Below are 12,466 nucleotides of genomic sequence, written 5' to 3'. Positions count from 1 at the left end.
TAGTTTCTGAAACCATAATGTTTTGGTTAAATTAATTTTCCCTCAATCTCCTCAAAAATATCCATAAAATCCTTTTCTAAAACTGCTTTAAAAATCCCCAATTGAAAGGTAAGTTGCTGCAGCTGTTTTTCGTTCAGTGTTTCGGGCCATAACCGCATACATATCCTGTTAAGTGCATAACTGATGTTCTCGAGTTTTTGATAGCTCAACAGGTATTTACTGCTGATGAACTTTTCCAGAAAGTTGAAAAATATTGCTGGATCTTTCAGGTTGCAGTGTTCCAGAAAATCGCTTAATGATTCTTTTTTAACTGCACTAAGCTTATCGTAAAAATGGTTCACCTGAATGAGGTTGTGTTCGATCAATAAATGGTCCAATAAAAGTTCTAAACCGATATGTGCCAGGAAAGATGGGCGCACGGGCGTATTTTCCACAATCGGTTTAATGAGCTGTTTCAGTTCGGTGGTTTTCTCCAGAAAGAAATTAGAGGAATGAAAAAAGAGATCAACCGCCAGGTGTCTTTTCCAGCCGATTAATAAGTTTTCTTCATCAGGGTTTCCTTTAAATAGGAATTCATTCTTCTGTGGATAAAGATTGGCTTCTTTTGCCGCGTTTTTGATCAGATCCGGCAAAACTGTTCCCATTACCACATTGGCGTCTTTATCTGCTCGGTCGAAATAATAATGGGATAAAAAGTTCATGTTGCAAGGTAATGTTTTCTTACATGTTGTAAAACCCGGATTGGAAATATTGACCGTAAAGCTATATTGTTTTAGAGGCTAATTATGTATAGCTTTAATTGTTCCTAAATCTTTGCATCATGCCCAATGCTAAAACTTACAGGATACTGTCGCTTGATGGTGGTGGTTCCTGGGCACTCATTCAGGTGAAGTGCCTGCGTAAACTCTTTGCCGAAACTTTTAACAATCCAGATCCTACCGGACATGAGGTTTTAGCTGAATTTGATCTGGTATCGGCCAACAGTGGTGGCAGTTTGGTAGCCGCAGCAATGGCCGAAAACTTAAGACTATCTGAAATTGAGAAGATATTTGAGGATGAAAAATTGCGCAGCAAGGTTTTTTCGAGGTTAAGTTTTTTTGAAAAAAGTTTGCTGGCCAGTATAGCGAGGATATTTAAGATCGGTGCTAAATATGCCACCAGGCGGAAACATATCGCTTTAAAGGAAATTTTACCCGGAATTGCGCAGATTGATATGGTGGATATCCCGGCACATATTGCCATAAATGGTGCAATCAAGACCCAGTTTTTGATTATAGGTTATGATTATTACCGCAATAGGGCTGAGCTGTTCCGGTCTGATTGCGATAGTATGGCCTCAACTTCGGTTATTGAAAGGAAGCTTAAAAACTTACCTCTACAGGCAGCAACACCGACGGATTGTATGTTGAGTTTGGTTGATGCCATCCATGCCTCCAGTACTGCACCGGTTAATTATTTTAATGAGCCCGCTACTTTTAAGGTAAACAACAAACCAAAATATTACTGGGATGGGGGCGTTACGGGTAATAACAACCCTGTTCTGGTTGCGGTTACTGAAGCCATTTGCAATAAGGCACAATACCAGATCGAAAATATTCAGGTACTTTCAATAGGGACGGGAACAGTTTCTCAGCTTCAGTATGATGAAGACATCCCTGCAAAGTATGATGAACTCAAAGCCAAACAGGAAGCGCCCGGTTTAATCAGGGATATTCAGAAAATGGGGACAAGTATCTTAAATGACCCGCCCGATACTGCCGCTTTTGTGGCCTATATGATCCTCAATCCCGATATGCCGGCTAAACCGGTAGATTTTATCCGTATGAACCCTGCATTGAGACCGATATTGGTTGATGATGCCGTCGGCAAACATTGGGATCTGCCCGCAGGGATCAATAAAGATGAATATGTGAAGCTCAATACCATGGATATGGACGCGGTAGAAGACGCTGAAGTTTCATTGATCAAAAAACTATGTGATAACTGGTTGAATGGCGGGGGTGTTCCAAACCAGTCCATCCGGAGTAATGCAAGTCTCGGTTGTCTTATCGGCCATCCGGATTTTGAAGCCGCGAAGACCGATTTTAAGAACTGGTTTACAAAACCAACTAATTTGCTTTAAACTAAGCTAAAATTTTATCTTTGCACGCACATTATTAAAGTGTTTGTACAATGACGAATTTTGTTGAAGAGTTAAGATGGCGTGGCATGCTGCATGATATTATGCCGAATACTGAAGAAAAGTTAAACGAGGGTATGACTTCTGGTTATATCGGTTTCGACCCTACTGCAGATTCGTTACATGTTGGTCACTTAACGCAGATCATGACCCTGATTCATTTTCAAAATGCCGGGCACAAACCATTTGCCTTGGTCGGTGGTGCAACGGGTATGGTGGGCGATCCGTCAGGGAAATCCGATGAACGCAATCTGCAAACGCCTGAAATGATTGAGCACAATCTTAAGGGCATGAAAAAGCAACTGGCTAAATTCCTGAAATTTGAAGAAGGGGGAAACGGTGCGGTAATGGTTAACAATGCCGACTGGTTTAAAGATATGAACCTTTTTACCTTTATCAGGGATGTAGGTAAGCACATTACCGTAAACTACATGATGGCAAAAGATAGCGTTAAGCGACGTTTAGAGGGCGACTCTGGTTTGTCTTTTACCGAGTTCTGTTACCAGTTGATCCAGGGTTACGATTTCTACCATTTATGGAAAAACGAAAACTGTCTGGTGCAGATGGGTGGTTCCGATCAATGGGGAAATATTGTTACCGGTACCGAACTGATCAGAAGAAAGGATGCCGGAACAGCTTATGCCATTACCACGCAGCTCATTAAAAAGGCTGATGGGACCAAATTTGGGAAAACCGAGAGTGGTGCAGTTTGGCTGGATCCTGAAAAAACCTCTCCATATAAATTCTACCAGTTTTGGTTAAATGCATCAGATGATGATGTGAAAAAATGGATCCGTATTTTCACATTGAAAAACAAGGGAGAAATAGAAGCTTTAGAAAAAGAACACGATGCCGCTCCGCATTTGCGTATTCTGCAGAAAGCTTTAGCCGAAGATATCACGGTAAAAACCCACTCTGCTGAAGCGTTGGAAACCGCCGTTAAAACTTCTGAGTTCTTATTCGGAAACGGATCATTGGAGTTTTTAAAAGGCTTATCTGATAGAGAAGTGTTAGACATATTTGATGGCATACCCCAATATAAAATTCTAATTGAAGAGCTTGGTGCCGGAATTGACGCTGCAAGCCTACTTGCCGAAAAATCGGCTATTTTCCCATCAAAGGGAGAGGCGAAAAAAACCATCCAGGGTGGTGGCGTTTCGGTAAATAAAGAAAAGGTAGCAGAAATGGCGCAGGTCTTTACTGCAGATCATCTGATAAATGATAAATTCATTGTCGTGCAAAAAGGAAAGAAAAACTATTTCCTTTTGATCGCTGAATAAAATTTTCTGGCCCAATGAGATTAAAGGTGAAAAATTTATTTATTGGGATTGAATTTAAGATAGAACAGGAAGTTATATAAACGGATACGTATCCAACCTCCAGGGGCTGCTTTTAACGGGCAACCCTTTTTTAATGCATAAAAAAAGCCACTGGTTGGTGGCTCAAGTGAGGTGTTAATATAGATGGCACTATTTAAATACGTAAAATTTGTTAAAACACTTATAACATTTGTACCGTTTAGTCGATATCCACGGCATGAGTGTTTTAAAGATAAAACCTCTCGGCACCCTGTAGGTCTCAAAATTCTTACATTTTGGACAGGATGGACAGGTTGCAGTCTCTGTTAAGTCCTTGGGTGATGTCATAATAAGTAGGGATTGGTTTGGGATAATCAAACATACAAAATATTACAGCCTAGATGTCATCACTAAACTACCATTTTATTCCTTTCATCGACTATTATGCCGAATAGTTGTAAAGAATGTACTTGAAAGGATTTTTGAAGCCGATGTTTAGCCTGTAATTAATTGTTTCTATAGATTAACAGACACTTTTCGGGTGCTTTTTTTTGCATCATTGTCCATTTCCTGTCCGATAAAAACAATTTCGTTTTCACGGCCGCCAAATTCCTCATCCCAGTCCCCATTAATTTCTGCCTCGTTTTCATACAATCGTTATAAAGCTCCCTTTCTTTTCGCTCCACCATTTCTATCCGTTTTTTTCGGTTTTCGATAGCGTATGCCGGCGTTTAATCATGGAAGCACCGATGTTTACCTCGCTCATGTCGTTCACAATTACAGCTACTTTTAAATCCCGCTTATTCAATCCATACACGTTGAGCAGAGTGGTTTTGTTACTGACCGAAAAAGCGCCCGGTGCGGTTACCGGTAGTTTCTTTATCATTTTAATGCAATTATGTTGCAAATATAATTTTGATTGTTCTAAATGCAACTATATTGCTTTTATATTTGTCGGATAAATTTACTTTAATGAAACTAAGGAGCTACAAAATCAACCTCGACCGGATCGGTATTACCGCCTCGGCACTTTGCGCCATACACTGCGCCGCCCTACCATTCTTAATTACAGTTCTACCGATGTGGGGTATGGGTTTTTTGGCCAATGAAGGGGTAGAGATGACGATGATTGCAGTTTCACTGATTTTGGGCATATGGAGTTTAAGCACGGCATACCGGAAGCAGCATCATCACATTAGCCCAATACTGATACTTATTACAGGCTTTAGTTGTATTGCATTCGGACATTTTTCAGGAATTGGGTTACTCGAACCCATATTGATTCCCCTGGGTGGATTTACCATTGCAACTGCACATTATATCAATTTGAGAATGCTCAAATCCTGTCCGTCAGATCATCAACACTAAAATTTATCCTGATCAACCTATATGTCCAAGAATTATAAGATCCTGTTTATCCCTGCATTGTTGTTGATTACGATGTTAAATCCTGCCTGTAAACATGGTACGGATAATGGATTAGAACTGTACAGGCGTTATGCCATTAAAAATCTAGTGATCAAAAAAATGCAAAAGACAATACATCATGATTAATATCCGATCACTGTCTCACGTTTATGAGAAGGGAAGAAAGATCAAGTTTCCGGATTGGGAGATAGCAGACATGGAGCAATGGCTTTTACTCGGTGCATCCGGATCAGGAAAGAGCACACTGCTCAATATTATTTCTGGTCTTTTAATGCCAACTGAAGGCGAAATTTTAATTCACGGCACCTGCTTATATACTTTATCAGCAAGGAGCATGGACCGCTTCAGGGGAAGGCATATTGGTATCGTTTTTCAGAGACCACACCTGATCCGCTCACTTAACGTATTTGATAACCTCGAAATCGCAGCGGTAATGGCTGGGTTGCCAATAGATCAGGAACATAACCTTTTACTTTTAAACGATCTCGGCATCGCCGATCTGGCCAAAAATTATCCAGATGAGTTAAGTCAGGGCCAATTGCAACGGGTTTCGGTGGCACGGGCACTGGTCAACAAACCCGATCTGCTGATTGCTGATGAGCCTACATCCAGTTTGGACGACGGAAATGCAGCACAGGTAATCCAGATACTGATCAATCAAGCCAAGGATAACGGTGCTGCACTGATCATCGCCACACACGACCAAAGGGTTCGGGAACATTTCACTAAAACCTATATACTCTGATGAACCTCATTAAAATCAGTATCAAAAACCTCTTTAGAAATAGGCTGACAACCATCTTGAACATCATTTTGGTTGCATTTGGTGTGGGTATCCTATCTATTCTTTTTTTGGCTTCCAACCAGATCGGCAATAAGCTGGAGAAAAACGCGAAGGATATTGATCTGGTTGTTGGTGCAAAGGGAAGTCCGCTACAACTGATATTGAGCAGTATTTACCATATCGATTACCCAACTGGAAATATCCCTGCAACAGATGCCTATAAACTCATGCAGAATCCTATGGTGAAAAGAGCCGTTCCCCTCGCCCTGGGCGATAATTACAGTGGTTACCGCATTGTTGGCACTGATAGCACTTTTACCCGGCTTTACAGTTTATCCACTCAATCAGGCCGGTTTTGGCAAAAAGATTTAGAGGTCACCATTGGAAGTACGGTAGCTTCAACGTCTAAACTGAGTATTGGCGACTCTTTTTATGGGGCACACGGATTAAGCGGTGATGGTGATATCCATAAACAACATGTTTATGTGGTAAAGGGTATATTGAAACCACAGGGAAATATAACCGATAACCTGATCCTGACCAATATTGGGAGTGTGTATAAGATGCATCAAGAGAAGAATGGAGAAATGCACAACCATCTTGCAGCAGCAGAAGTAAAAGAAATTAACGATAAACAGATTACGGCTATATTGATCCAGTACAAATCGCCAATGTCGGTTATTATTTTTCCACGGATGGTTAACCAAAGTACCAATATGCAGGCGGCCTCCCCGGCAATGGAAAGTGCAAGACTGTTTTCGTTAATCGGGGTCGGAATAGAGACTTTACAATGGTTTGCCATATTGATCATGGCGATTGCCGCACTGAGCATCTTTATCAGTCTGTATAATGCCATGAAAGAACGCAAGTACGATCTGGCCATTATACGCTGTCTTGGTGCCCCGAAATCGAAACTTTTTTTTCTGGTAATGTTCGAAGGGATCCTGGTTACCCTTATTGGAGCATGTTTTGGATTGTTGATCGGGCATGTTGCACTTGAAGTAATAGGTGCCTGCCAGGAGTCTTCACAGGCAAAATTAACCGGACTTACTGCTGTTCGACAGGAAGTTTATTTAATATGGATCGGTTTATTTACAGGCACATTGGCTTCATTGATACCGGCCATGCAGATTTACAAGGCTGATATTGCCGAAATTTTGACAAAAGACCGTTAACATGATGAGAAGTGTAGTTTCGTTGGTTGTTGCAGGTTTTGGTGTCTTGAATGTGGTGGCGCAGGTTAAAGTGCATACCGATATGCGCACGCCAACCTGGAACCTGATCGGTCTGAGGTACGATGCCGAAATTGCACCGGGGAAATGGGGGAGTGTTTTTCCGCCGGCATTAAAAGCGCTTCAGAATAAAGTGATCGAGCTGCCTGGCTACATTATTCCTACAAAAGTGGGGGCAAAGTTTTCCGAATTTATGTTCTCCATTGTGCCCATTGCTTCCTGTCCTTACTGTGGTTCTGGTGATATCCCGGCAATGGTGCAAGTAAAAATGTCGGCCGCCATTCCCATAACGGAAAAGCCTGTTAAACTTAGGGGAGTCTTCATTATCAACGATTCGGGCGACGACAGAAGTGAGTTTTTTCTTTTAAATGCAAAACAGTTGCAATGAAAAAATATATAACGGTTTTATTGATTCTGTTGATCTCTTTTAGGGGTATTGCTCAGGTAAGTGTACATACCGATATGCGTACACCCATCTGGAACCTGATCGGCCTTAAATATGATAAGCAGGTGAAGCCGTTGGTTTGGGTGTCCATTTTCCCACCGGCGTTGAAAGCGATCGATAATAAGGTGATCGAACTGCCGGGTTTTATTATCCCCACCAAGGTTGGCAATAGTTTTACCGAGTTTATGTTTTCCATTGTTCCGGTTGCCTCTTGCCCTTATTGTGGTTCAGGCGATATTCCTTCGATGATTGAAGTTAAAACGCTAAAACCGGTTAACTGGACAGAAGATCCCATTATGCTCAAGGGGAAGTTTGTGATCAATGATTCTGGGGATAGCCGGTCTACCTTTTTCCTGTTAGATGCTGTAAAAAAATGAAATATACATATTTTTTCTTCTTCATCTTATGTGGCAGTACCGTTGCAGCACAAACAAAGAAACATAACGCTAATGACCAGTTGCGCTCTTTAAATTGGGATGTAATCGGTTCGGTAAAATTTGAACTCACCGAAAAGAATGAACTTTTGCCTTTATTTTCTGAATCGATCAAACGCTTCGATAACAGGGAATTTGATTTAACCGGTTATCTGATCCCTATAAAAAGTGGTCAGAAACAACAGAAATTCCTGTTGGCAACCCTACCTATTAATCAGTGTTATTTTTGCGGACAAAACGGGGTTCCAGTCATGATTATGATTGAGATGGAAAGTGCGGTGTCCTATTGTGAAAAACCCGTCCATGTGAAAGGTATTCTGAAACTGGAACAAAAGGACGCAAGTTACGCACCGCCAATAACCATCAAAAATGCCAAAATCATCAATTAATTGTTTATTTTTGCATGGCTATGGAAAATAATACAGAGCGTTTCGAAAAACTTTTAGTTAAAAACGGACTGAAAAGAACTGCCCCCCGTTTACAGGTGCTGGAAATTTTAACCGGAAGAGATTCTGCTACCTCTCAGCCTTATTTAGAACAGGTAATGGGCAAGGATGCAGACCGCGTTACTTTATATCGCGTGCTACAGGCCTTTGAAGAAAAGGGAATTATCCATAAGGTTTTAGATCAGCAGGGAACCGCCAACTACGCCATCTGTTCGGGTGGCTGCAGTGCGCACGAGCACCATGATGAACATGTACATTTTAACTGCGACAACTGCCATAAAATCTATTGTCTGGATGCTGTTAAGGTACCGGCTTTAAAAGTGCCCGCCGGCTTTAATGTAGAACATCTTAACCTGATTGCCACAGGTATCTGTGCCAATTGTTCGGATAAGGTGAATTAAGATTTACTGTACCAAAAGATTACATCCCCTGATATCGGCATTGTCAAACCTGCCCAATACCTCAAAACTTTGATCTGGATTTATCCTGCCTAAATCTTGGGTGGCAATAAACGAGCACGAATTGATATTGGCCAGATCGATAACATTGATGCCGCCAGTTCTGCCATTCCCGATCAAACTTAGAGGGTCATTGGTATCGCGGATTAAAATCTGCATCCAGTTCGGACAGTTAAAAACACCTTCACCTAAGGAATAGGCCTGAGAAAGGAGTTCGGTCATCCCGTATTCACTATGGATCGATTTTACGCCAAAGCCTTTTGTTAATTGTTCATGTAACTCCTCACGCACCATTTCCTTGCGTTTTCCTTTCATACCACCGGTCTCCATTACAATCAGTTCGGGAAAATTGATGTCGAACTGCTCTATAAAGTCAAGCAGGGCATAGGTAACGCCGATTAAAACTGTTTTCTGTTTTTTTGATCTAAGTTCCAGCAGGGTGTGTAACAGTTCATCATGGTTGTATAAAAAGTAACCACTCTGTGGGTGTGCACTTTTTTCGATCAGATCGTTAACCATGTAAATTAAGGATGAGCCGGATCTTTGCTGGTAAGAGGGCAGCAACGCCAAAAAACAGTATTCGTTAACGTTACCATAAAACCCGGCAAATGCCTGAAGATAACTTTGCTCATACAGCTTAACATCGGTTACATAGTGACTACTCTGTGCCATGCCCGTAGTACCAGAACTGCTGAAAGTGATTTCGACAGGATCTGTGCTGCTCAAAACCGAATGGCTTTTAAAAAAACTGATCGGTAAAAAAGGGATCTGTATCACTTCAGTTACCTCGTCTGCATCAACACCCAAATGAAAGATATATTCACGGTATACATTACAGTTTTGCGCCTGTAACTTAAAAATATTTAAGGCCAGCGCATTAAACTCATTGGCCGTTTTTACAGAAAAGATATTGTCAGCTTTAAAATCCACGCTGCAAAAGTACGAAGCATTATGCTATTTTCTCGTCAGTTTTTTTGGCAAGCATGGCCATGCGGAACTGATAACCACAATAACCACTGATCCCGGCAACCAGGCCGCTTAAAAATCCGGTAACCAATAATAGTGCCCACCAGATTTTTATACCCGTCATTACCGCTACACGGCCAGCGAGTACATTATCATTAGGCAGGCTTTTAAATAGCGCATAACCGATCCAAAGTAAGAAAATAGCCAGGAAAGACTGCCAGAAAGCTATTTTTCCGGTTTTGCCGATAATACCACAGGTTGCAAAAGCTATTACGATGATGATCCACCATGGGGCAACCATTTGCAAGAGAAAACAGATGATTAATATAACAATGAAAACCATTTTAGCCTATTTAGAAATTTTTAAACGAGAAATAATTGTGCCCGATTTATCATCAGGACTTTGCATATAGAACAGGTCGTACAGTTTACCATTTGCCCAGGTATCGATCATATTGTCGTAGAACTTGCTTCCAGGATTGCCCGATTGCCCGCCAGGATAAACGCCATGTCCTTTTGGCATTTTGCCCAGTTCGATCACCATCCGCCACGAAGGCCCGTTGCTTTCGCCTAAAGCATTAATGGTCGATTTTGCCCCGCCAATCTGAAGCACTTTAGATCCGAAACCCGGTATTTTGGCCAGATGTGGCACGTTGCTCTGTTTTACATTCGCCCAGTCCCAATCTTTATTTATCGGGCCAAAACGTCTTTCGAGGCTATCGCAGCTATATTTAAAAGCTTCGTTCGCCAGATCGGAAAGTGTTTCTTTTTTCGCGGTGTTAACATTGTCGTACCAGGTAGCGTTTGGTTCCTTCAAGATCATTTCTACCGTACGGTCTCTTGACGGATAACGCATTGGGATGCCTTTGACCTCAAATTCATCGGCCCAAATATCGTACGACAGGCGTTTGGTCCATATTTCGAATACGCTGGCGGCAATTTCATGGGCATCATAACGTTTGTTCCACTTGTTCAGGTAAGCCAATGCTTCTTTTTGTGTGGCATTTAACTGCTCGTTACTCAACAAAGGCAATAAAGCAGGGACAAGGTTTTGTGCCATGATACTGTAATTGTCGGTCTGCATCAGCCGGATACTATCTAGGGTAGCTTTGTTCATTGCCGATAAGCGGTCGTTGATCCTTTTACCACGCTCATAAGGTGCAAATTCCCAGTTAATATAATAGGGGTAAGCCGTATCGGTCGAAGATTGGTTGGCCGAGCTCACAAAACCGCGTGGCGGGTTTTTTACTGTAGGGTTCTGTGCATTTGGGATCCAGCCCTGCCAGTCGTAGGCTGGATCAGTACCATCCAGTATAAATTTGCCCTGGTCTTTCCATTTCAAAGGGAATTTACCATTGGGGGTGATTGCGATATCATTATCCACGCTGGCAAAAACAAAGTTCTGCGCGGGCGCAGTATAAAAAGTCAATGCTTTGCGGTAGTCGTTATAATTTTTCCCACGGTTCAGGTAATAAAAAGTCATGAGTTCGTTAGATTCATCATGCGCGATCCATCTCAAAGCATCGCCAACAGGAACATTATCCGCTCTGCCGTATTTTGGTTTCTGGAAATATACCACCGGGCCATGATGGGTATAATAAACCGTATCTATTTCATCTTTTCCGCCACGTACTTTAATGGTCTCCAATCTTTTGGTAGTGGTTTTCCATTTGTTGTTGTACCAATATTCGTTATGACTGGAGTCTTTAAATTTGATCTGGTAAAAATCCAGCACATCGGCAGCAACGTTGGTTACACCCCAGGCTATTTTCTGGTTAAAACCTATAATTACCCCGGGTGCACCAGGTAATGAAACACCATAAGTATTTACGCCTGGTGCGTGTAACTGGATCTGGTACCATATTGAGGGCAGCGTTAAGTCTAAATGTGGGTCATTTGCCAAAATTGGGTAACCCGAAGCGGTTTTTGTTCCGGAGAGTGCCCAGTTGTTACTTCCGATACCCTCAACTTTTTCTGTTGTTTTTACCACACCGGTTTGGGCCTGGGTAAAGCTTTCTGGGGTTTTTGGTATTGGCAAAGAAGAAAAATTCCATTTGGTGCCTACTGGGATAATCGGATCTTCACGGAAAGGATAATCAGGGAAAAGATTTTTTGTAACCTCAGGGCCGAACTTTTTCAGGATGTTGGTCATGTAAAATTCGTCTGAGCCCATGGCCAACACTGCCGACATCTGTTTGAGCAGAAGTGCACATTTTACGGGCGTCCAGTCTTCAGGTTTAAAATCAAGTATTTTATACTCCAAAGGATAATTGGCCTTTGAAAGTGTTTTGATATAAGCATTGATGCCTTCGGTGTAGGCAAGGATCATTTCTTTTGCTTTTGGATCGGCCATCATTCCTTTTAGAGAATTTTCTGCGCCATAAACCATTCCCATCCGGCGCTGGTAACGGTCAACCTCAATGGCTTTGCCGCCAACAACCTCACTGATTCTTCCTGCAGCAAAACGCGTCTGGAAATCCATCTGCCATAGGCGGTGCATAGCCGTTACGTAACCTTGTGCCAGATAAAGGTCGTGATCGTTCTGTGCAAAAATATGTGGGATCATGCGGTCATCGAAAACGATCTCAATTTTATCTATCGCCCCTTTAATCTTGGCTTTATGGTTAAACATAAAATGATTATTCTCTGCGTTTTGCCAGAAACCCATGAAAGGATTTAGGAATTTTAGCACCGGGGGCATACTACCTAATTTGGTATTAAATAAAAAAGCTAATGCTATCGGAATAATGACGCAGAACAGGGCTTTAATTTTATTCATAATGGTTAGCTAACAAG

At 41.8% G+C, this 12,466-nt stretch carries 16 protein-coding genes; 10 read left to right on the top strand and 6 right to left on the bottom strand.

From position 1 onward, the window contains the following. Positions 1 to 26: 26 nt before the first annotated feature. Positions 27 to 701 carry an ACP phosphodiesterase gene (locus tag AC04Q1_RS03860; protein ID WP_478361985.1) on the bottom strand — a complete coding sequence of 225 codons (675 nt, stop codon included), beginning with the start codon at positions 699 to 701 and terminating at the stop codon, positions 27 to 29. Between the two features lie 119 nt (positions 702 to 820). Here AC04Q1_RS03860 and AC04Q1_RS03855 point away from each other — a divergent pair, with 119 nt between their 5' ends. Both AC04Q1_RS03855 and tyrS read left to right on the top strand, forming a co-directional pair. Continuing rightward, positions 821 to 2,122 carry a patatin-like phospholipase family protein gene (locus AC04Q1_RS03855; RefSeq protein ID WP_478361983.1) on the top strand — a complete coding sequence of 434 codons (1,302 nt, stop codon included), beginning with the start codon at positions 821 to 823 and terminating at the stop codon, positions 2,120 to 2,122. Positions 2,123 to 2,172: 50 nt separating this feature from the next. Continuing rightward, entirely contained in the window at positions 2,173 to 3,459 is a 1,287-nt protein-coding gene (gene tyrS / locus AC04Q1_RS03850; RefSeq protein WP_478361981.1) for a tyrosine--tRNA ligase, read from the top strand. A gap of 534 nt (positions 3,460 to 3,993) precedes the next feature. On the opposite strand, the gene AC04Q1_RS03845 is transcribed toward tyrS, so the two are convergent. Next, positions 3,994 to 4,131, bottom strand: coding sequence for a hypothetical protein (locus tag AC04Q1_RS03845; RefSeq protein WP_478361979.1), 138 nt, complete (start codon positions 4,129 to 4,131; stop codon positions 3,994 to 3,996). A 37-nt stretch (positions 4,132 to 4,168) separates the two neighbouring features. Next, positions 4,169 to 4,363 carry a GTP-binding protein gene (locus AC04Q1_RS03840; RefSeq protein WP_478361977.1) on the bottom strand — a complete coding sequence of 65 codons (195 nt, stop codon included), beginning with the start codon at positions 4,361 to 4,363 and terminating at the stop codon, positions 4,169 to 4,171. 86 nt (positions 4,364 to 4,449) lie between these two features. Here AC04Q1_RS03840 and AC04Q1_RS03835 point away from each other — a divergent pair, with 86 nt between their 5' ends. Genes AC04Q1_RS03835 through AC04Q1_RS03800 form a run of 8 tightly spaced genes read left to right on the top strand, consistent with a single transcriptional unit; the run spans position 4,450 to position 8,647 of the window. Continuing rightward, positions 4,450 to 4,845 carry a MerC domain-containing protein gene (locus AC04Q1_RS03835; protein ID WP_478361975.1) on the top strand — a complete coding sequence of 132 codons (396 nt, stop codon included), beginning with the start codon at positions 4,450 to 4,452 and terminating at the stop codon, positions 4,843 to 4,845. Between the two features lie 21 nt (positions 4,846 to 4,866). Continuing rightward, complete coding sequence (locus AC04Q1_RS03830) at positions 4,867 to 5,031, top strand: hypothetical protein (protein ID WP_478361973.1); 165 nt, start codon at positions 4,867 to 4,869, stop codon at positions 5,029 to 5,031. Beyond that, the gene (locus AC04Q1_RS03825; protein WP_478361971.1) at positions 5,024 to 5,650 is read left to right on the top strand and encodes an ABC transporter ATP-binding protein; all 627 of its coding nucleotides are present in this window, start codon (positions 5,024 to 5,026) and stop codon (positions 5,648 to 5,650) included. The genes AC04Q1_RS03830 and AC04Q1_RS03825 overlap by 8 nt, the downstream gene beginning before the upstream one ends. After that, positions 5,650 to 6,864 carry an ABC transporter permease gene (locus tag AC04Q1_RS03820; RefSeq protein ID WP_478361969.1) on the top strand — a complete coding sequence of 405 codons (1,215 nt, stop codon included), beginning with the start codon at positions 5,650 to 5,652 and terminating at the stop codon, positions 6,862 to 6,864. Before AC04Q1_RS03825 ends, AC04Q1_RS03820 begins: the two co-directional genes overlap by 1 nt. 1 nt (position 6,865) lies before the next feature. Next, positions 6,866 to 7,309, top strand: coding sequence for a hypothetical protein (locus tag AC04Q1_RS03815; RefSeq protein ID WP_478361967.1), 444 nt, complete (start codon positions 6,866 to 6,868; stop codon positions 7,307 to 7,309). After that, positions 7,306 to 7,743, top strand: coding sequence for a hypothetical protein (locus AC04Q1_RS03810; RefSeq protein WP_478361966.1), 438 nt, complete (start codon positions 7,306 to 7,308; stop codon positions 7,741 to 7,743). The genes AC04Q1_RS03815 and AC04Q1_RS03810 overlap by 4 nt, the downstream gene beginning before the upstream one ends. Further along, on the top strand, positions 7,740 to 8,189 hold the full coding sequence (locus AC04Q1_RS03805; RefSeq protein ID WP_478361964.1) for a hypothetical protein: 450 nt from the start codon (positions 7,740 to 7,742) through the stop codon (positions 8,187 to 8,189). The genes AC04Q1_RS03810 and AC04Q1_RS03805 overlap by 4 nt, the downstream gene beginning before the upstream one ends. 20 nt (positions 8,190 to 8,209) lie before the next feature. After that, the gene (locus AC04Q1_RS03800) at positions 8,210 to 8,647 is read left to right on the top strand and encodes a Fur family transcriptional regulator (protein ID WP_478361962.1); all 438 of its coding nucleotides are present in this window, start codon (positions 8,210 to 8,212) and stop codon (positions 8,645 to 8,647) included. A gap of 3 nt (positions 8,648 to 8,650) precedes the next feature. Here AC04Q1_RS03800 and AC04Q1_RS03795 read toward each other — a convergent pair whose 3' ends face one another. Genes AC04Q1_RS03795 through AC04Q1_RS03785 form a run of 3 tightly spaced genes read right to left on the bottom strand, consistent with a single transcriptional unit; the run spans position 8,651 to position 12,449 of the window. After that, a complete protein-coding gene (locus AC04Q1_RS03795; protein WP_478361960.1) occupies positions 8,651 to 9,634 on the bottom strand; it encodes a LuxE/PaaK family acyltransferase in 984 nt (327 codons plus the stop codon). A 19-nt stretch (positions 9,635 to 9,653) separates the two neighbouring features. After that, complete coding sequence (locus tag AC04Q1_RS03790) at positions 9,654 to 10,013, bottom strand: hypothetical protein (RefSeq protein WP_316848325.1); 360 nt, start codon at positions 10,011 to 10,013, stop codon at positions 9,654 to 9,656. A gap of 6 nt (positions 10,014 to 10,019) precedes the next feature. After that, positions 10,020 to 12,449, bottom strand: coding sequence for a penicillin acylase family protein (locus tag AC04Q1_RS03785; protein WP_478361958.1), 2,430 nt, complete (start codon positions 12,447 to 12,449; stop codon positions 10,020 to 10,022). Between the last annotated feature and the right edge of the window lie 17 nt (positions 12,450 to 12,466).

This window comes from Pedobacter humicola, from assembly GCF_056490705.1.
Note: the sequence above shows the minus strand (reverse complement) of the source record. Positions and strands in the feature narration are given on the sequence as shown.

Coding starts and splice junctions, on each gene's coding strand:
- AC04Q1_RS03860 (WP_478361985.1), bottom strand. CDS start 701: ATGAACTTTTTATCCCATTATTATTTCGACCGAGCAGATAAAGACGCC.
- AC04Q1_RS03855 (WP_478361983.1), top strand. CDS start 821: ATGCCCAATGCTAAAACTTACAGGATACTGTCGCTTGATGGTGGTGGT.
- tyrS (WP_478361981.1), top strand. CDS start 2,173: ATGACGAATTTTGTTGAAGAGTTAAGATGGCGTGGCATGCTGCATGAT.
- AC04Q1_RS03840 (WP_478361977.1), bottom strand. CDS start 4,363: ATGATAAAGAAACTACCGGTAACCGCACCGGGCGCTTTTTCGGTCAGT.
- AC04Q1_RS03835 (WP_478361975.1), top strand. CDS start 4,450: ATGAAACTAAGGAGCTACAAAATCAACCTCGACCGGATCGGTATTACC.
- AC04Q1_RS03830 (WP_478361973.1), top strand. CDS start 4,867: ATGTCCAAGAATTATAAGATCCTGTTTATCCCTGCATTGTTGTTGATT.
- AC04Q1_RS03825 (WP_478361971.1), top strand. CDS start 5,024: ATGATTAATATCCGATCACTGTCTCACGTTTATGAGAAGGGAAGAAAG.
- AC04Q1_RS03820 (WP_478361969.1), top strand. CDS start 5,650: ATGAACCTCATTAAAATCAGTATCAAAAACCTCTTTAGAAATAGGCTG.
- AC04Q1_RS03815 (WP_478361967.1), top strand. CDS start 6,866: ATGATGAGAAGTGTAGTTTCGTTGGTTGTTGCAGGTTTTGGTGTCTTG.
- AC04Q1_RS03810 (WP_478361966.1), top strand. CDS start 7,306: ATGAAAAAATATATAACGGTTTTATTGATTCTGTTGATCTCTTTTAGG.
- AC04Q1_RS03805 (WP_478361964.1), top strand. CDS start 7,740: ATGAAATATACATATTTTTTCTTCTTCATCTTATGTGGCAGTACCGTT.
- AC04Q1_RS03800 (WP_478361962.1), top strand. CDS start 8,210: ATGGAAAATAATACAGAGCGTTTCGAAAAACTTTTAGTTAAAAACGGA.
- AC04Q1_RS03790 (WP_316848325.1), bottom strand. CDS start 10,013: ATGGTTTTCATTGTTATATTAATCATCTGTTTTCTCTTGCAAATGGTT.
- AC04Q1_RS03785 (WP_478361958.1), bottom strand. CDS start 12,449: ATGAATAAAATTAAAGCCCTGTTCTGCGTCATTATTCCGATAGCATTA.